Origin of the sequence: Maritimibacter harenae (assembly GCF_009882975.1) — a bacterium.
Lineage (GTDB): Bacteria > Pseudomonadota > Alphaproteobacteria > Rhodobacterales > Rhodobacteraceae > Maritimibacter > Maritimibacter harenae.
Map to the genome: position 1 here is coordinate 70,088 of NZ_WTUX01000022.1, position 18,382 is coordinate 88,469.

Here is an 18,382-nt window from a genome sequence, read left to right on the forward strand (position 1 = left end):
CCGCAACACCAAAGACTTAAGCCGCCTCCGGCCCGCCGTCACGCGAGCGTCAGACCCTCGATCGGCTCCAACTCGTCCACCAGTTCGCTGCGCAGATGCTCGTGCTGCGGCGGCAGCTTCAGGTTTGCCCCCAGCTCGGCCACCGGCTCGTCCGCGTCGAAGCCGATGTCCAGCGTCGCCACCTCGTAGAGGATCCCGCCCGGCTCCCGGAAATAGATCGAGTGGAAATAGTTCCGGTCCCGCATCTCCGTCGGCTTCAGACCCGCGTCGATCACCGCGTCGCGGACTTCCATGAGCGTTTCGTCGTTGGCTGTCGCGAAGGCGATGTGGTGGACCGACCCGGCCCCCTCGACCGATTTCGGCATCTCCGGCGCGGCGATCACGTCGACCACGCCGACCGGCGCTTTCATCGTCATCCGGGTGGTGGTCCCCTCCGCGTCCGCCTCCGCGTATCCCATCGCGGTGAGCAGGTCGAGCGTGGGGCGCGGGTCCGCGACCATCAGCGTGACGGAGTGGAAACCCCGGATTGCCATGTCCGCGGGCAGCGCGTCCCACGGGGTGCGTTCGTCGTCGGTCTCGACCAGCGACAGCGTCTCGCCGTCCGGGCCGGGGAACCTCAGCTGCGTCTCGCCGAACACCTCGACCCGCTGGCCACCCTCGAGCCGCTTCTCCCAGGCGTACAGCGATCCGTGCGGCACGGCGAAGGAGGTCACCGCCACTTCGCCATGCCCGCGATGGCCCTGGCGCCATTTGCGGGCCGGGAAATGGGTCATCACGGTGCCGGGCGTCCCGATCTCGTCGCCGAAATACAGGTGGTAGACATGCGGGTTGTCGAAATTCACCGTGGTCTTCACCCGGCGCAGGCCGAGCGTGTGGGTGAAGAAGGCGTTGTTCTCGGGCGCGGGGCCGGCAAAGGCCGTGACGTGGTGCAGGCCGCGGATGTGCGGGATCATGGTGTCCTCCGTTTTCTTGGACTACGCCGGGGCGCTCGTTGTGGATGATAACACCATATCGGGTATCGTGCCGCCATGGACTTCTCCGGCACCAAGCTGATCTGCCTCGTGGGCCGCAGGCTGGTCACCCTCCGGCGCGATTGCGACCCGTCGATCCCCTGGCCCGGCTACTGGGACCTGCCGGGGGGCGGACGCGATGGCGATGAGAGCCCGGAGGCCTGCGTGCTGCGCGAAACGGCCGAGGAGGTGGGGCTGACGCTCACGCCGAACGACCTGATCTGGCGGCGCTTCTACCCTCGCCCCGTCGCGGCGTGGTTCTTCGCGGCCCGGCTGCCCGAGAGCGCCGCCGCGGACCTGTCACTGGGGGACGAGGGGCAGGCGCTCGCCCTGGTCGACCCGGCCGAATGGGTGCTGCGCGAGGACGTGATCCCGCATTTCCGCATGCGCGTGGCGTTCGCGATGGAAGAACTGCACGACCTCTGAGCGGGTGCTCAGGGCAGTTCGGCCAGAATCGCCTCGGCGGCGGCCTTGGGATCGGGGGCGGACTTGATCGGGCGGCCCACCACGATGTGGTCGGCCCCGTCGCCGATCGCCTTGGCGGGTGTCGCGATGCGTTTCTGGTCGCCCGTCGCGGCGCCGGCCGGGCGCACGCCGGGCGTGACTATCAGCTTGCCCTTGGCCTCCGGCAGCGCGCGGATCATGGCCGCTTCGTGGGGCGAGGCGATGACACCGTCGGCGCCCGCCTCCATCGCGCGCCGGGCGCGCTCCACGACGATGTCCTGCAGGTCGCCCGGGGCGATCATCATCTGGTCCAGGTCGCCCCGGTCGAGCGAGGTGAGCACCGTGACCGCGAGAATCTTCATGTCCGACCCGCCCTTGCCGGTCTGCGCCGCGCGCACCACCTGCGGGTCGCCGTGGACCGTCAGGAAGTCGATCCCGTAGTTGGCCAGCCCCTTCACCGCCGCCTCGACGGTGTTGGCGATGTCGAAGAACTTCATGTCGAGGAAGATGCGCTTGTCCATCTCGTCGATGAGCTCGCGCGCCAGCGCCAGCCCGCCGCCGGTCAGCATCCCCAGCCCGATCTTGTAGAACCCCACCGGGTCCCCGATCCGCTGGGCGAGGGCCAGGCCCTCCAGCGCGTTGGGCACGTCCAGCGCCACGATCAGGCGGTCGTCGGTCTTGGTCATCTCTCGGGCCATCCAGGTCACCTCATCCGGTTTCGGCCCTTGTGCGAAAGCCGCCCCGGAAGGTCAAGCTAGGAGCCGTGGAGACGCCGCAGGTCCGGCGCCTCGGTCGGGCATGTGCACCCAGATATAGGCATGCTGGAAGGCCGCGACGACCAGCGCGTTCCACGACCCGAACAGAAGGGCGATACCCCACAGGCCCAGGAAGACGATCCCGTACATGCCGTTGTCGGTCAGGTCGAAGACCCCGCCCTTCACCGGCGGCAGGCGTCGGATCTCTTCGCGGAAGTGATCGCCGCCGACCGCGCGGCGCAGCGTGAAATGGACGAGCGTCGAATGGAGGCCCCACGCGGCCGGGACGAGGAGGACCAGACCCGCCGTCACCTCGGCACCGCGCACGCCGGTGATCGGAACGGTGTCGGCCCATCCAGCCAGGATCAGGGTGAGGGGACGGGCGGCGAGGAGCGGCATGAAGATCGCGGTCCAGACGGCCAGGTCGCGCGGGCCGAAAAGACGCGTCAGGATCGCGTGATGCAGCTGGAGCCGGAAGCCAGCAACGACCACCACCTGGTGCAGGATGGCCAGCCAGATCGACAGGCGCGCCCAGCCGGCCCCGGTCAGGCCCAGAAGTCGCGGCGCATCGGCGGGCGACTCGATCAGGGAGAACGCGGCGACCGCCAGCATCGCAAGCAGCAGAAGATGCTGCGGCTGGCCCTCGAGGACCTGCCGCCACGTGGTCTGCGCCCGGATGTCGTCCAGCGTGGCCATGCCACCCCCTTTCGACCCATCCTAGCACGGATATACCGCTAGCCCGACGCAGCCTGCACCAATCGTTCTGCCACGGTCCGGATATCGACCCAGCCCCGGTGGGCCCGGCGCCCGTCGCCCGGCTCCTCCCGCATTCGCCCCCGGACGACCCGGACTCCGAAACCGTCCTTCAACAGCCCCTCCCGGCATGGATCCCGCCTTTCGATGTCCGCGAGTTTCATGACGCCTCCTTTCGTCACAATCCGTGTGCATCATCGCGCGGGAACGTGAACATTCCGTTGCCGCTCCAAGGCGCGCCGGGTGCGACTTTTTGTGATCACGGACTTGCGAGCTTCCCACCCCCGCCCCATCTATGACCCGAGGCCCGGAGAGGGTGCGCCGCCGAGCGGGCACCCGAGAAAAGGGCGCTTAACAGAAGGAGACAGCCATGAACTTGGAGAAGTTCACGGAACGGTCGCGTGGGTTCATTCAGGCCGCCCAGACGATCGCGATGCGCGAGAACCACCAGAAACTCGCGCCCGAGCATTTGCTCAAGGCCCTCATGGACGACGAAGAAGGCATGGCCGCCAACCTCATCCGCCAGGCGGGAGGGGAACCCAAGCGCGTGGCCGAAGCCGTCGACGCCGCCATCGCCAAGATCCCGCAAGTGACCGGTGACGCTGGGCAGATCTACCTCGACACCACGACCGGCCGCGTGCTGGACGAGGCCGAGAAGGTCGCCAAGAAGGCCGGCGACAGCTTCGTGCCGGTCGAGCGGCTTCTGACCGCGCTCGCACTGGTGAAATCGAAAGCCAAGGATGCGCTCGAAGCGGGCGCCGTTTCGGCGCAGAACCTCAACGCTGCCATCAACGACGTGCGCAAGGGGCGCACGGCGGACTCGGCCTCTGCCGAGGACAGCTACGAGGCGCTCAAGAAATACGCGCGCGACCTGACCGAGGCCGCCGAAGCGGGCAAGATCGACCCGATCATCGGGCGTGACGAGGAAATCCGCCGCGCGATGCAGGTGCTGTCCCGCCGGACCAAGAACAACCCGGTCCTGATCGGTGACCCGGGCGTCGGCAAGACCGCGATCGCGGAAGGCCTGGCCCTTCGGATCGTGAACGGCGACGTGCCCGAAAGCCTAAAGAACAAGAAGCTGCTTGCGCTCGACATGGGCGCGCTCATCGCCGGTGCGAAATACCGGGGTGAGTTCGAGGAGCGTCTGAAGGCAGTCCTCACCGAGATCACCGACGCGGCCGGCGAAATCATCCTGTTCATCGACGAGATGCACACCCTCGTGGGCGCCGGCAAGACCGACGGCGCGATGGACGCGGCGAACCTCATCAAACCTGCGCTGGCGCGCGGGGAGCTTCACTGCGTGGGTGCCACGACGCTCGACGAGTACCGCAAGTACGTCGAGAAGGACGCGGCCCTTGCCCGCCGGTTCCAGCCGGTGATGGTGGACGAGCCGACGGTCGAGGACACGATCTCGATCCTGCGCGGCATCAAGGAGAAGTACGAACTGCACCACGGCGTGCGGATCTCGGACTCCGCCCTCGTGTCCGCGGCGACGTTGTCGAACCGCTACATCACGGACCGGTTCCTGCCGGACAAGGCGATCGACCTTGTCGACGAGGCGGCCAGCCGCCTGCGCATGGAGGTGGATTCCAAACCGGAAGAGCTCGACCAGCTCGACCGCAACATCCTCCAGCTCCAGATCGAGGCCGAGGCGCTCAAGAAGGAAGACGACAAGGCGTCGAAGGACCGGCTCGAAAAGCTCGAATCCGAACTCTCGGCGCTGCAGGAGCAATCCGCGTCGATGACCGCCAAGTGGCAGGCCGAACGCGCCAAGCTTGAAGGCGCGCGCGACCTGAAGGAGAAGCTGGACCGCGCGCGGGCCGAGCTAGACAGCGCGAAGCGCGAGGGCAACCTGGCGCGGGCCGGCGAGCTGTCCTATGGCGTCATTCCGGAGCTGGAGCGCAACCTCGCCGAGGCCGAGAAGGCCGAGGAAGAGGGCGACGTGATGGTCGAGGAAGCCGTGCGTCCGGAACAGATCGCGCAGGTCGTCGAGCGGTGGACGGGTATCCCGACCTCGAAGATGCTCGAAGGCGAACGCGAGAAGCTCCTGCGCATGGAAGAGGGCCTGCACAAGCGCGTCATCGGCCAGGACCAGGCGGTCCGCGCCGTGGCCAACGCGGTGCGCCGGGCCCGGGCCGGGCTGAACGACGAGGCGCGCCCGCTGGGCAGCTTCCTGTTCCTCGGGCCGACCGGCGTGGGCAAGACCGAGCTGACCAAGGCCGTTGCCGAGTTCCTGTTCGACGACGACAGCGCGATGGTCCGCATCGACATGTCCGAGTTCATGGAGAAACACGCAGTCGCCCGTCTGATCGGCGCGCCCCCGGGTTATGTCGGCTATGACGAAGGCGGCGTACTGACCGAAGCGGTTCGGCGCCGGCCCTACCAGGTCGTGCTGTTCGACGAGGTCGAGAAGGCCCACCCGGACGTGTTCAACGTGCTGCTCCAGGTTCTGGACGACGGCGTGCTGACGGACGGCCAGGGCCACAGGGTCGACTTCAAGCAGACGCTGATCGTGCTGACCTCGAACCTCGGGTCGCAGGCGCTGAGCCAGCTGGCCGACGGGGCCGACGCGGCGAAGGCCAAGCAGGACGTGATGGACGCGGTGCGGGCGCATTTCCGGCCCGAGTTCCTGAACCGTCTCGACGAAACCGTGATCTTCGACCGGCTGGGCCGGGAAGACATGTCGGGCATCGTCGACATCCAGCTGGGCCTTCTGGCCAAGCGTCTGGCGAAGCGCAACATCGCGCTCACGCTGGACGAGGATGCCAAGGAATGGCTCGCCGACCAGGGCTACGACCCGGTCTACGGCGCGCGCCCGCTCAAGCGGGTGATCCAGAAGGCGCTGCAGGACCCGCTGGCCGAGATGATCCTGTCCGGCGACGTGCTGGATGGCGAGACGTTGCCGGTCACGGCCGGGGCCGACGGGTTGATCATCGGGGACCGGGTGGGAAACTCGTCCAACCCGAAACCGGATGACGCCGTGGTCCACTGAGGATCATGACAAGAGATGAAAGGGGCGGGGAAACCTCCGCCCTTTTTCGTGCGCCCTACTCCGCGACCAGCATGTAGCCGGTGCCGCGCACGGTCTGGAGCACCTTGGGCGCCTTCGGGTTCGGCTCGAGCTTGCGGCGAAGCCGGGTGATCTGCACGTCCACGGCGCGGCTCGTGGGGTCCGCTTCCACCTCGTCGGCCAGTTCCGCCCGGGTGATCGGCGCCCCGGCGCGGGCTGCCAGCGCGCGCATGAGCTTCACCTCGGTCGCGGTAAGCCCGATCCTCTTGTCGCCCTGCTTGAGGACCGCCGCCTCCACGTCGTAGGTCAACGGACCCAGCTGCAACTCCTTCGGCCCCGTCTCGGCCGGCTCCGGACGGCGGTCCAGCATCGTGTTGATCCGGTCGATCAGCGCCTGCGGCTCGAACGGTTTCCGAAGCGTTTCGCCCGCGTGCGTCTCCCCTTCCGGTACGAGCCAGAGCACCGGCGCGGCGGTCTGCTCCCCAAGGTTTTCGGCCCCCTCGACCTGGTCGAGGATCACGAGGTCGAAGTCGAGCCCGGCCAGGAGCCGCGCGGCATGGTCGACGTCACGCGCGGCCGACACCAGGAACCCGTTGCGTCCGAGGAAGGTCTTGAGCAACCCGCGCCGTGTCTCGTTCGGGTCGACCAGCATCAGGTGCGCATCGAATGGCATCAATCGGGGTCCTTCAGCGCGTTGAAGTGGCGCCGCATGTCGGGGTCCATCATCGCCTCCAGCACCTTGCGGAACCCGTCGACCGCCTCCGGCCCCACCTCGCGGTAGGCGGCACGCATCCGGGCGCGTTGCGCGTCCGACAGCTCCGCCTCGAAGGCCCGGCCCGCCTCGGTCAGGGTCAGGTGACGTTCCCGTTTGTCGCGCGTCCCGACCCGGCTGTCCACCAGCCCGTCCTCGACCAGCGTGCGCAGCACCCGGTTGAGCGATTGCTTGGTGACACCCAGTATGGCCAGCAGGTTGTTGACGGTGGTGCCCGGACTGCGGTGGATGAAATGGATCGCGCGGTGATGCGCCCGGCCGTAGCCGTACTTCTCGAGAATCCGGTCGGGGTCCGCGGTGAACCCGCGATAGGCGAAATACATCGCCTCGATCCCCTTCTTCAGCTGCTCATCCGTGAGGAAAAGCAGGTGCGGCCCGCGCCTCTCGTCCATTCTCGGCCTCCGTTCACAAATCGCCGCGTCTTTGGGCAATTTACGTCAGTCTTATTGACTTTCCAAGACTTGAGTGGTAGCGAATCGCGTCTTTGACGCAACTTTACGTCCGGTACGGACATAAATCGCGCAACATATGGAAAAGAAGCTCGACATCGACGGAGGATGACATGGCTGGATACGATGACCGCGACGGCAAGATCTGGGTCGACGGCACGCTTGTGGAATGGCGCGACGCCAACGTCCACATCCTGACCCACGCCATGCACTATGCCTCGTCGGTCTTCGAGGGCGAGCGCGCCTACAACGGCAAGATCTTCCTCACCGAAGAGCACTCCAAGCGCCTCCTGCGGTCGGGCGAGATGATCGACATGCCGATCCCGTGGACGGCCGAACAGATCACCGCGGCCAAGGACGAGGTGCTGAAGGCCAACGGGCTCGAGAACGCCTACGTGCGCGCGGTCGCGTTCCGCGGCGCGGGCGAGGACATGGGTGTCAGCTCTTCGCGCAACCCGGTCCGCCTGTTCATCGCCGCCTGGGAATGGGGCAGCTACTACGGCGACGCCAAGATGAAGGGCGCCAAGCTCGACATCTCCAAGTGGAAGCGCCCCTCGCCGGAGACGATCCCGACCTCGGCCAAGGCCGCCGGTCTTTACATGATCTGCACCATGTCCAAGCACGCCGCCGAGGAGAAGGGTTGCTCGGACGCGCTGTTCTACGACTACCGCGGCTACGTGGCAGAGGCGACCGGGGCAAACGTCTTCTTCGTGAAGGACGGCGAGGTTCATACGCCGATCCCCGACGCGATCCTGAACGGCCTGACCCGTCAGACCGTGATCCGGATGCTAAAGGAGCGCGGCATCACCGTGCACGAACGCCATATCATGCCGGAAGAGATGGAAGGCTTCGAACAGTGCTGGCTCACCGGGTCGGCGGCAGAGGTCACGCCCGTCGGCCAGATCGGCGACTACACCTTCGAGGTGGGCCAGCTCACCCGCGACATCGCCGAGGCCTACGAGGCGCTGGTCCGCGCGTAACCCTTTCTAAAGAGACGTCCCCTAGAGTCCGGCGATCAGACTTTTGGGGACGCCATGCGCTCACGTCGCACATTCTCCTACATCAGCGGGATCATCGCGCTTCTCGTGGCGCCGTCGATGGTGTCGCTGATCGTGTACCACATCACGCATAATCCGAGCCTGCGGCCCTTCGCCGTGACTGAGCAGAGCCTGCGCGCCTTCCTGAACGGACAGACACGCGCGGTGCGGATCGTCGCGCATGTCGACTGGGTGCCGCCGCGCACCGGCGGCTACACGCAGGCGAAGCTAACCCGCGCGCTCGGCAACGCCTTTCGCGCGAAGGGTGTGGAGGTCGACGTGAAGTTCCGGCCGGGCGACGAGGTGACGCGCATTTCCTACAAGGTGGGCGAAAGCACGATCGGCCCCTACCCCGCCACCCGCGCGGCGGAGGGGATCTCGGCGGCGGTGGAGGCGTATCACATGTACGTCCCGATCAAGTAGCGCCCGCCAGCCGCCCGATTGCCCATTGCGCGGCATCCGCGAGCACCGGGTCGGGGTCGCGCGCAAGCTCCTGCAGACGGGGCACGAAGGACGGATCGCCCGAATTGCCCATCGCGTAGGCCACGTTGCGCAGGAACCGGTTGCGCCCGACGCGCTTGATCGGGCTGCCGGAGAACTTCGCGCGGAAGGCCGCGTCATCCAACTGGGCGAGGTCGGCGAGCTTCGGCGCCGCGAAATCGTCGCGCGCCATGTAGCGCGCCTCCTGCGCCTCGGCGGCGAACTTGTTCCACGGGCAGACCGCGAGACAATCGTCGCACCCGTAGATCCGGTTGCCCAGAAGGGGGCGGAGCTCTTCGTCCACAGGCCCCTTGTGCTCGATCGTGAGATAGGAAATGCACCGCCGCGCGTCGAGCTGGAAAGGCGCCGGGAAGGCGTCCGTGGGGCACACGTCGAGGCAGGCGGTGCAGCTGCCGCAATTCTCCCGGCCCGGCGCATCCGCCGGCAGCTCCAGCGTGGTGAAGATCGCGCCGAGGAAGAACCAGCTGCCCAGCTCCCGGCTCAGAAGGTTGGTGTGCTTGCCCTGCCAGCCCAGCCCCGCAGCCTGCGCAAGCGGTTTTTCCATCACCGGGGCCGTGTCCACGAACACCTTGATTTCGCCCCCGAATTCCTCGATGAGCCACCGCCCCACCCGCTTGAGGCGTTTCTTGACGATGTCGTGGTAGTCGCGGTTCTGGGCATAGACGCTGATCGCGCCGCGGTCGGGCTGTTCGATCACCGCCATCGGGTCGTGGGTCGGGGTGTAGAGCTCGGCCAGCATGATGACCGACTTCGCCTCGGGCCAGAGCGCCGCGGGGTCGCCGCGCCATCCCATGCGCTCGGCCATCCAGCCCATGTCGCCGTGCCGCCCCGCCTCCACGAAGGTGGCGAGCCGGTCGGCAAGCTCCGGCACGGCGTCGGGCCGGGTCACGCCGAAGCCCGCGAAGCCTTCGGCCAGCGCCTGCGCCTTCACCTTGTCATAGATGCTCATGCGACGCCTCCGGCCCCGCGTGGGTTCAGAAGTCCAGATCCGCGTAATGCGGCGGCGGCGGGAAGCCCGGCACCTGGTCGGCCAGGATCGAGCGGAACGCGGGCCGCGACTTGATCTTGGCATACCACTCGCGCACGTTCTCGTTCCGGTTCCAGTCCACGTCCGAGATGTAGTCCAGCGACGACAGATGCGCGGCCGCGGCGAAATCCGCCAGCGTCAGCGTGTCGCCGGCCAGCCAGCGGCGCTGATCCAGAAGCCAACCCATGTAGTCGAGGTGATACTTGATCGCCTTCGCGCCGGCCTTGATCTTCGAGGAATCGGGATACCCCTCACCGGTGAGCTTCTTGTTCACCCGCTCGTAGACCAGGTTCGCCGTCACCTCGTGGTGGAACTTGTCGTCGAACCACATCACCAGGCGGCGCACTTCGTATCGCCCGTCGACGGTCGGCGGCATCAGCGCGGGCTCGGCGATCTTTTCCTCGATGTATTCGCAGATCGGCCCGCTCTCGGTCAGCGTCTTGCCGTCCATGCGCAACACCGGGACCTTGCCCGCCGGGTTGCGGCGCAGGAACTCGACGCTCTTTTCCCAGTACCGCTCTTCGATCAGCTCGACCTCCTGACGCTTTTCGCCAAGGACCAGCCGCACCTTCCGGCAGAACGGGGACAGGGGGGAATGATAAAGTCGGATCATGCTCGAGATGTATCGTGGGGTTTCGCCCGTCATGCCGTGAAACGGGCCTCTGTTCAATCCTCGAAGCAGTCCGCGCGTCCGTCCCGGAGGATTGTCGCCGCCCCGTCCATGATCGAGGCCGCCCGCGCCTGCGTGAACTGCCCGGGCCGCGAGGCCGAGCGATCCTTGGGCGACGGCAGGATCGCGGCAAGGCGCGCGGCCTGGGTCGGGGTGAGCTGATCGGGCGTCACGCCGAAGTAATGCGATGCGGCCGCTTGCACCCCGAAAACGCCTTCGTCGAACTCAGCGACGTTGAGATAGACCTCGACGATCCTCCGCTTGGTCCAGACCAGTTCGACCACCGGCGTGATCGCGGCCTCCAGCGCCTTGCGCACGTAACTGCGCGCCGGCCAGAGATAGACGTTCTTAACCACCTGCTGGGTGAGCGTGGAGGCCCCCCGGTTCTCGCCATCCTCGATCACCTTGCGGATCGCGGTCATGTCGAAGCCCCAGTGGATGCAGAAATTCGCGTCTTCGGCCGCCACGACCGAGCGCGCCATCACCGGCGCCACGTCTTCGAGATCGACCCATTCATGCGCCACCCCGCCCAGGCGCCCGGATTCGGAGGCCATGTAGAGCGTGGTCGGCGGGTTCACGAAAGCGAAGAGCGCCACTCCGACGCAGACCAGGGCCACGAAGGCCAGCACGATGCGGCGCAGCCAGCGCAGCAGGAAACGCCGCGCAGAGCGAAGGGGCCCGGCGCGGCGTGGTGTCTTTGACTTTCGAGCCGGTTTCCGCGCCATGGCCACTTATGACCATGCGGCGCGGTCATCGGTCAAGCAAGCTTGGGCTGATCGCGCAGTTCGGCCTTCTCGCCGCCGTCCGCGTCCGCCGTCTCCTCTTCGGTCTCGGCGGTAACGGTGCGGATCTGGTCGCGGTGACGCCCCGACAGGGACGAGCGCATGACCGTGCCACCGAAGCGGCGGATGACCTCGGCCACCGCGCCCGGGTTGGCACGGCGGGCCAGCAGCGCAACGGCCGCTTCGCCTTTCTCGAGCTGGCGGCCGACGCTTTCCAGGTACGTGTTTCGGATACCCACGTCGGTGATCCGCCCGGTCACGAAACCGACCGCCGCGCCGGCGATGATCCCGACGGCGGGCATGAGGAACACGACGCCAAGCACGCCGCCCCAGATCGCACCCCCGATCACGTGGGCCCAGTAGAGGTTCACCTCGGGTTGGATGGCGATGGAATCGGCCCGGCTTCGGCTGACGATCTCGATATCCTCGGGTTCGATCTCGTAGGTGCGGCCCAGCCGTGTGAGCGCGCTGCGCGCTTCGGCGGCCTGCGTGGCATTGGGGAATTTCGCGACGACGATCTCTGACATGTTTCTGTCCTCCGATGAACGAGGGTCACCAGATCAACGCCGCTTGCGCGCAGCCGGTTCCGTTGTCGGCCATCAAGGCGCGACGTCGCGATCGGGCGTAAGGAGCGGTGGACCACGACAGGAGGACACAATGCCGTTCGACACGATCCCCGCCTACGACACCTCGGACAATGAAACCGGCTGCTGCCCGCGCTTCAACGCCACGGCGTGGGACGGGTTGGAACTTCACTTCGAAAACAAGCTCTTCGTGCGCGCCCGGACACATGCGGTGTTTCATGTGCCACTCGACATGGGGCGCCTCTATCCCCGCGTGCAGGCGCATCTCGAAGCGGCCGGTGCGTTCGACCCAGAGGACTTCCTGATCCTGTCGCGCGACCCGAGCCCCTGGATCTCCGAACATCTCTTCGCCGCCTCCCGCGAGGTGCCGGACGAAGAGATGACGCGCCTGACCGGCACGTTCCTGACCAAGGTGTTCGACGGCCCCTTCTCGGACGCGCGGCGCTGGTACGAAGAGATGCGCGCGCTCGGGCACGAGCGGGGCCGGCCCGACGGGCAGATCTGGTTCTACTACACCACCTGCCCGAAATGCGCCGAGCACTACGGGCACAATTACGTGGTCGGGTTCGTCGAGATCTGAGACGGTTCAGGCGTAGATCGGCAGGGCGCTCGCCAGAACGGCACCGAGCGTCAGGCCGATGGACAGCCCGAGGATGACGCGCAGGAAGAACTGCGCCGTTGTGAAGATCGCGAGCAGCATGGAATTCCCCCGCGCCCAGGTTAGCACGGAAGTCGGTGCGGGCGACCCGGCACGGCCGGCCTTCCCGCGAACGTGAACGGGGGTGAGCCCCCGCCCGTGGTCAGCCGGAGCAGGCCCAGACACGCACCCGGCAGCCGTTTCCGTACTGGCGGCAATAGCCCATCGCCCGGGACTCGGCCGCGCCGCGCGACGCGCCGGTGCCCCAGCCCCAACCGCCGTTCGAAGCGACCGCCATCGCGGCGCAGGTGTTGAAGAACGTCCGGATCTCCGTGCAATCCCATTCGCAGCCACGCGCGGCAGAGCCATAGGCCTGCCGTTCCGTGTTCCAGTCATGGGCATAGCCATAAGCGCCACCCGGACCGATCCCCACCGCGCCCCACTGCTGGGCCAGGGCCGCGCCGGGCAGAAGGAACGCGAGAAAAGCTATCAATTTTGGAAAATGTGTCATGTCAAACCCCCAAAGTGTGAGTCGAGCATAACCCGAAACGCTTGCTCTCAGAGGAAAATGTGACTGCTCCACCGCACCGCGGGGCGGACACGAAAAGGGCGGACCGCACGGCCCGCCCCTTCCATTCGATATCCGTTCCGGATCACTCCGCCGGGATCGCCCCTTCTTCGAGGCTGAGCGGCGCCGAGAGGTGCGGCAGCATCTCTTTCGGGCAGACCTGGAGGAAGTTGTCCTTCTCGATGTCCCAGTGTTGCAGGATCTCGGCGGCCTTCCGGCTGCCCGTTTCCTGCACGTGGCGTTCGATCAGGCCTTTCAGCTCGGTCTCCCAGTGGTCGACCGTGACCGGGCACGTCACAAGGGTTTCCTTGTTCATGTAGGTCTCGGCCACCGCGTCCGGGTCGTAGAGATAGGCCATGCCCCCGGTCATGCCGGCGCCGAAGTTGGCGCCGATGGTGCCCAGGATCACCGCGACACCGCCGGTCATGTATTCGCAACCGTTCGAGCCGCAGCCTTCGATCACCACGTGGGCGCCGGAGTTGCGCACCGCGAAGCGTTCACCGGCACGGCCGGCGGCGAAGAGATAGCCGGCCGTGGCCCCGTAGAGCACCGTGTTGCCGATGATCGTGTTCTCGGAGGCGACCAGCGGGCTGGACATGGTGGGCCGCACCACGACGATGCCGCCGGACAGACCCTTGCCGACATAGTCGTTGGCGTCGCCCGCCACCTCGATCTTGAGACCCGGGGCCGCGAAGGCGCCCAGAGACTGACCGGCGGAACCCGCCAGCTTGATCGTCAGGTGGTCCGGCTGAAGGTTGTTGTTCATGCCGAAGTTGCGGACGATGTGGCTCGACACCCGCGTCCCGATGGTCCGGGCCGTGTTCTGCACCGCGTATTGCAGCTGCATCTTCTCGCCGTCGTTCAGGAAGCGCGCGGCGTCCTTGATGATCTCGGCGTCGAGCGTGTCCAGCACCTCGTTGCGCGGCCGGGTGCGGTCGTAGGTCGACGCATCGACACCGTCGACCGAGATCAGCAGCGGGTTGAGGTCGAGGTCGTCGAGATGCGCGGCACCCCGGCTGACCTGGCTCAGAAGGTCGGCGCGGCCGATCACCTCGTCCAGCGAACGGGCCCCGATGCGGGCGAGGATCTCGCGCACCTCGGTGGCGTAGAAGGTGATGAGGTTCACCACCTTGTCCGCGTTGCCGGTGAACTTGGCCCGCAGGCTTTCGTCCTGCGTGCAGACGCCCACCGGGCAGGTGTTCGACTGGCACTGGCGCACCATGATGCAGCCCATCGCGATCAGCGCGGCGGTGCCGATGCCGAATTCCTCGGCCCCCATCATGGCGGCCATGACGATGTCACGACCCGTGCGAAGCCCCCCGTCCGTACGCAGCGTGACGCGCGAACGCAGGTTGTTCATCGCAAGCACCTGGTGCGCTTCCGACAGGCCCATTTCCCACGGCAGGCCGGCGAACTTGATCGACGTGGCGGGCGATGCGCCCGTGCCGCCGTTGTGACCCGAAATCAGGATCACGTCCGCTTTCGCCTTGGCGACACCGGCCGCGATGGTGCCGACGCCGGAGGACGCCACCAGCTTCACCGTCACCTTGCAGCGCGGGTTGATCTGCTTGAGGTCGTAGATCAGCTGCGCCAGGTCCTCGATCGAGTAGATGTCGTGGTGCGGCGGCGGCGAGATCAACGTCACGCCCTTGGTCGAATGGCGCAGGCGGGCGATCAGGTCGGTGACCTTCATCCCCGGCAGCTGACCACCCTCACCGGGCTTGGCGCCCTGGGCCACCTTGATCTCGAGCTCTTCGCACTGGTTCAGGTATTCGGCGGTCACGCCGAAACGGCCCGACGCGACCTGCTTGATCTTGGCCGACGGGTTGTCGCCGTTGGCCTCCGGCACGAAGTGCGCCGGGTCCTCGCCGCCCTCGCCGGAGTCGGACTTGGCGCCGATCCGGTTCATCGCGACGTTCAGGGTCTTGTGCGCCTCGGGCGACAGCGCGCCCAGCGACATCCCCGGCGTCACGAAACGCTTGCGGATCGAGGTGATGCTTTCGACCTGTTCGATCGGCACCGGTTCACCCAGCGGCTTGATGTCGAGCATGTCGCGCAGGTGGATCGGCGGGTTGGCCTGCATCCGCGCGGAATACTGCTTCCACATCTCGTAGGAGGCACGATCGCAGGCCGCCTGCATCAGGTGCATCGTCTGCGCGCCCCAGGCGTGCGTCTCACCGCCCTTGCGGGCCTTGTAGAAACCGCCGATCGGCAGCACGTCCTGACCCGAGCGCCAGCCCTTGGCATGGATCGCGCGCGCTTTTTTCTGGATGCCGCCCACGCCGATGCCGGAGATCCGGCTGGTCATGCCCGGGAAGTATTCATTGACCATCGCACGGCTCAGGCCGACGGCCTCGAAGTTCAGGCCCCCGCGATAGGACGAGATGACCGAGATGCCCATCTTGGACATGATCTTGAGAAGACCCTGGTCCACTGCTTCCCGGTACTTGCGCACCGCGTCGGTCAGCGTGCCTTCCAGGAGCCCGCGCTCGATCCGGTCGGCAAGGCTGTCCTCCGCGAGATAGGCGTTCACGACGGTCGCACCGGCGGCGATGAGCACCGCGAAGTAGTGCGGATCGATACATTCGGCCGAGCGGACGTTGAGCGAGGTGAAGGTGCGCAGGCCCTTGCGGGTCAGCCAGCTGTGCACCGCGCTGGTGGCGAGGATCATCGGCATCCCCACCTTGTCCTCGTTCTGACCCATGTCGGACAGGACGATGTGCCCGGCGCCGGAGCGCACGGCCTCTTCCGCCTCGTCGCGGATGCGGGCCAGCCCCTCGCGCAGCGCCTGCTCCCCGCCGTCGGCCGGGAAGGTGCAGTCGATCTCGACCATCTTGGCGTTGAAGTGCTTCACGAGTTCGTCGAACTGCGCGTTGCCGACGAAGGGGCTTTCCAGCACGAGGATCTCGGTCTGGCTGCCGGCTTCGTCGAGCACGTTCTTGAGGTTGCCGAACCGCGTCTTGAGGCTCATCACGCGGAATTCGCGCAAGGAGTCGATCGGCGGGTTCGTCACCTGGCTGAAGTTCTGGCGGAAGAAGTGGCTGAGGGGGCGGTATTCGTTGGACAGCACCGCGCTCGGGGTGTCGTCGCCCATCGAACCGATGCTTTCCTTGCCGTCCTCCGCCATCGGCGCGAGGATCGATTCCAGCTCTTCCAGGCTGTAGCCCGCGGCCACCTGGCGGCGACGCAGGTCGTTACCGGAATGAAGCGCCTTCTCCTCGACGCCCAGAAGCTCTTCGTCGATGTCGTTGACCCGGCCGACCCATTCTCCGAACGGCTGGCTGTTGGCCAGTTTGTCCTTGATCTCGACGTCGTGGTAGAGCTTGCCCTCTTCCATGTCGATGGCGAGCAGCTGGCCAGGGCCGAGCGCGCCCTTCTCGACGCAGGTCGCTTCGTCCACCGGCACCATGCCGGCTTCGGAGCCCGCGATGACCAGCCCGTCCCCCGTCACGACGTAGCGCATCGGGCGCAGGCCGTTGCGGTCGAGCCCGGCGCAGACCCAGCGACCATCGGTCATGGCAAGCGCGGCGGGGCCGTCCCACGGCTCCATCGTGGAGTTGGCATAGGAATACATATCGACCCAGGCCTGCGGCAGCTCGGCCGACTGCTTGGACCAGCTTTCCGGCACCAGCATCGTCTTCGCCATCGGGGCCGAGCGGCCCGCGCGCACGAGCACCTCGAAGACGGAGTCGAGCGCGGCGGAGTCCGACGAGCCCTGCGGCACGATCGGCTTGATGTCTTCCGCGAGGTCCCCGAACGCGCCCGAGGCCATGCGGATCTCGTGGCTCTTCATCCAGTTCAGGTTGCCCTTCAGCGTGTTGATCTCGCCGTTGTGGGCGAGCATGCGGAAGGGCTGGGCCAGCCACCACTGCGGGAAAGTGTTGGTCGAATAGCGCTGGTGATAGATCGCGAAGGCGCTCTCGAAACGCTCGTCCTGGAGGTCCGGGTAGAACTCGGCCACCTGCTCGGCGAGCATCATGCCCTTGTAGATGATCGAGCGGCAGGACAGCGACGCGAGGTAGAGCTGCGCCACGCCGGCGGCGGCCGCGGCCTTCTCGATCCGGCGGCGGATCACGTAGAGTTCGCGCTCGAAGGTTTCCTGGTCGGTTCCCTTGGCGTTCGAGATCAGGATCTGCTCGATCTCGGGCCGGGTCGCGTTGGCCTTTTCACCCAGGCAGGAAATATCGACCGGCACGTGGCGCCAGCCGTAGATGTAGTACCCCATGCGCAGGACTTCGGTCTCCACGATGGTCCGGCACGTTTCCTGGGCACCGAAGTCGGTGCGCGGCAGGAACACCTGGCCGACCGCGATCAGCTCGTCCTTGCGCGGCTCGTGGCCGGTGCGGCGGACCTGGTCGTAGAAGAAGTCGACAGGGATCTGCACGTGGATGCCGGCGCCGTCGCCGGTCTTGCCGTCCGCGTCGACCGCGCCACGATGCCAGATCGCCTTCAGCGCCTCAATGCCCGATTCCACGACCTTGCGGCTTTTCTTGCCGTCGATCGACACGACGAGCCCGACGCCGCAGGAGGCGTGCTCGAACTCGTCGCGGTACATCCCGTGTTCGGCAAGATAGGCGCGCTTGGCTTCTTCCTCGGCCACCCAACGGTCATCAAATTTGGTCATGGTCGGTCTCCTTTCCCCCAATGGCGGGGGCAACTGGCGCGGGGCTGAACCCCGCCTTCTGCTGGTCGCATTCGTAAAGGGGGAGCGTCTGGGCAAAGCCCGGCTCACCCGGTGTGATGAAATCGACGGGGCTGCCGTCGAAAGGTGTGGCGTTGCCCGCCTCGTCGTAGACTTCCTCGGGTCCGAGGAAGAACAGCCGCTCGTCCCGGTCGAGGTACTGGATGCCGCGCGCGTGGTATTCCACCGTGCCGTTGGCGCGCAGGATCTGCATTTCCGTGCGCACGTGTTCCAGCACGCGGCCGTCGATCGTGCTCGTCGTGTCGGTCAGGATGTCCGCACCGACCACGGTGATCTCGCGCGAGTCATCGGGGGCCGAACGGCGCATGGTGAAGCGGAACGTGTCGATGCCTTCTTCGATCAGCGCATCAATGTCGATCGGATCCTCGGCCGGAGGCAGAAGCTCTTCGCGCGAATTGTCCCAGGCATAGCGTGCGTCGAGCCACTGGTACTTGTCGTCATAGGCCACGATGCTCTGGATACCGTCGCCGGAGAACAGCGCCTCCCACAGCCTGACCGGCGCGGAGCCTTCGCAGCGGTAGAAGTTGGACACCGAGCATTCCCGCGCCTGGACGGTCAGGAACGTCTCGCAGCCCTGGGGCGGGTTGAAATCCGCGGCGGCGGCCGCCCCCGGAAGGGTCAGCGCGCCAACGGTCGCCGCGATCAGGCGCATGCTCATCTTGACCCTCCTTCCTCTCGTTG

At 66.6% G+C, this 18,382-nt stretch carries 17 protein-coding genes; 5 read left to right on the top strand and 12 right to left on the bottom strand.

Translation table 11 applies throughout. The features are described from left to right. Positions 1-38 precede the first annotated feature (38 nt). Positions 39-953, bottom strand: a complete 915-nt coding sequence (locus GQE99_RS19105) for a VOC family protein (protein WP_161353557.1) — start codon at positions 951-953, stop codon at positions 39-41. Between the two features lie 75 nt (positions 954-1,028). On the opposite strand from GQE99_RS19105, the gene GQE99_RS19110 reads away from it, so the two are divergent. Then, positions 1,029-1,436 (top strand): NUDIX domain-containing protein, encoded by a 408-nt coding sequence (locus tag GQE99_RS19110; protein ID WP_161353558.1) that lies wholly within the window; start codon positions 1,029-1,031, stop codon positions 1,434-1,436. 8 nt (positions 1,437-1,444) lie between these two features. Here the strand turns inward: GQE99_RS19110 and pyrF are convergent, their stop codons facing one another. Both pyrF and GQE99_RS19120 read right to left on the bottom strand, forming a co-directional pair. Beyond that, positions 1,445-2,140 carry an orotidine-5'-phosphate decarboxylase gene (gene pyrF / locus GQE99_RS19115; protein ID WP_235917304.1) on the bottom strand — a complete coding sequence of 232 codons (696 nt, stop codon included), beginning with the start codon at positions 2,138-2,140 and terminating at the stop codon, positions 1,445-1,447. A 63-nt stretch (positions 2,141-2,203) separates the two neighbouring features. Continuing rightward, positions 2,204-2,905: a methyltransferase gene (locus GQE99_RS19120; RefSeq protein WP_161353560.1), complete on the bottom strand. Its 702-nt coding sequence runs from the start codon at positions 2,903-2,905 to the stop codon at positions 2,204-2,206. A 427-nt stretch (positions 2,906-3,332) separates the two neighbouring features. Here GQE99_RS19120 and clpB point away from each other — a divergent pair, with 427 nt between their 5' ends. Then, complete coding sequence (clpB, locus tag GQE99_RS19125) at positions 3,333-5,954, top strand: ATP-dependent chaperone ClpB (protein WP_161353561.1); 2,622 nt, start codon at positions 3,333-3,335, stop codon at positions 5,952-5,954. Positions 5,955-6,009: 55 nt separating this feature from the next. Here clpB and GQE99_RS19130 read toward each other — a convergent pair whose 3' ends face one another. Next, positions 6,010-6,645, bottom strand: coding sequence for a response regulator transcription factor (locus tag GQE99_RS19130; RefSeq protein WP_328794216.1), 636 nt, complete (start codon positions 6,643-6,645; stop codon positions 6,010-6,012). Further along, on the bottom strand, positions 6,645-7,136 hold the full coding sequence (locus GQE99_RS19135; protein ID WP_161353563.1) for a MarR family winged helix-turn-helix transcriptional regulator: 492 nt from the start codon (positions 7,134-7,136) through the stop codon (positions 6,645-6,647). The genes GQE99_RS19130 and GQE99_RS19135 overlap by 1 nt, the downstream gene beginning before the upstream one ends. Positions 7,137-7,306: 170 nt before the next feature. Between GQE99_RS19135 and GQE99_RS19140 the strand changes: the two genes are divergently transcribed. Both GQE99_RS19140 and GQE99_RS19145 read left to right on the top strand, forming a co-directional pair. Continuing rightward, the gene (locus GQE99_RS19140; RefSeq protein ID WP_161353564.1) at positions 7,307-8,173 is read left to right on the top strand and encodes a branched-chain amino acid aminotransferase; all 867 of its coding nucleotides are present in this window, start codon (positions 7,307-7,309) and stop codon (positions 8,171-8,173) included. Between the two features lie 54 nt (positions 8,174-8,227). Continuing rightward, positions 8,228-8,653, top strand: a complete 426-nt coding sequence (locus tag GQE99_RS19145; RefSeq protein WP_161353565.1) for a hypothetical protein — start codon at positions 8,228-8,230, stop codon at positions 8,651-8,653. Here GQE99_RS19145 and queG read toward each other — a convergent pair. From queG to GQE99_RS19165, 4 genes are read right to left on the bottom strand one after another with little or no spacing between them, the layout of a single operon-like run. After that, positions 8,646-9,680, bottom strand: a complete 1,035-nt coding sequence (gene queG, locus GQE99_RS19150; RefSeq protein WP_161353566.1) for a tRNA epoxyqueuosine(34) reductase QueG — start codon at positions 9,678-9,680, stop codon at positions 8,646-8,648. The genes GQE99_RS19145 and queG overlap by 8 nt on opposite strands. 25 nt (positions 9,681-9,705) lie before the next feature. After that, positions 9,706-10,371 carry an FtsZ-binding protein FzlA gene (fzlA, locus tag GQE99_RS19155; protein WP_161353754.1) on the bottom strand — a complete coding sequence of 222 codons (666 nt, stop codon included), beginning with the start codon at positions 10,369-10,371 and terminating at the stop codon, positions 9,706-9,708. Positions 10,372-10,424: 53 nt separating this feature from the next. Next, the gene (mtgA, locus tag GQE99_RS19160; protein ID WP_161353567.1) at positions 10,425-11,153 is read right to left on the bottom strand and encodes a monofunctional biosynthetic peptidoglycan transglycosylase; all 729 of its coding nucleotides are present in this window, start codon (positions 11,151-11,153) and stop codon (positions 10,425-10,427) included. Positions 11,154-11,185: 32 nt separating this feature from the next. Further along, on the bottom strand, positions 11,186-11,737 hold the full coding sequence (locus tag GQE99_RS19165; RefSeq protein ID WP_161353568.1) for a DUF1269 domain-containing protein: 552 nt from the start codon (positions 11,735-11,737) through the stop codon (positions 11,186-11,188). Positions 11,738-11,867: 130 nt separating this feature from the next. On the opposite strand from GQE99_RS19165, the gene GQE99_RS19170 reads away from it, so the two are divergent. Further along, the gene (locus GQE99_RS19170) at positions 11,868-12,374 is read left to right on the top strand and encodes a hydrolase (RefSeq protein WP_161353569.1); all 507 of its coding nucleotides are present in this window, start codon (positions 11,868-11,870) and stop codon (positions 12,372-12,374) included. Positions 12,375-12,594: 220 nt separating this feature from the next. Here GQE99_RS19170 and GQE99_RS19175 read toward each other — a convergent pair whose 3' ends face one another. The 3 genes from GQE99_RS19175 to GQE99_RS19185 all read right to left on the bottom strand — a co-directional run bounded on the left by GQE99_RS19175 (position 12,595) and on the right by GQE99_RS19185 (position 18,359). Continuing rightward, positions 12,595-12,942 (bottom strand): DUF4189 domain-containing protein, encoded by a 348-nt coding sequence (locus GQE99_RS19175; protein ID WP_161353570.1) that lies wholly within the window; start codon positions 12,940-12,942, stop codon positions 12,595-12,597. A 142-nt stretch (positions 12,943-13,084) separates the two neighbouring features. After that, on the bottom strand, positions 13,085-17,623 hold the full coding sequence (gene gltB, locus GQE99_RS19180) for a glutamate synthase large subunit (RefSeq protein WP_161353571.1): 4,539 nt from the start codon (positions 17,621-17,623) through the stop codon (positions 13,085-13,087). Next, the gene (locus GQE99_RS19185) at positions 17,610-18,359 is read right to left on the bottom strand and encodes a hypothetical protein (RefSeq protein WP_161353572.1); all 750 of its coding nucleotides are present in this window, start codon (positions 18,357-18,359) and stop codon (positions 17,610-17,612) included. Before GQE99_RS19185 ends, gltB begins: the two co-directional genes overlap by 14 nt. Positions 18,360-18,382: the final 23 nt, after the last annotated feature.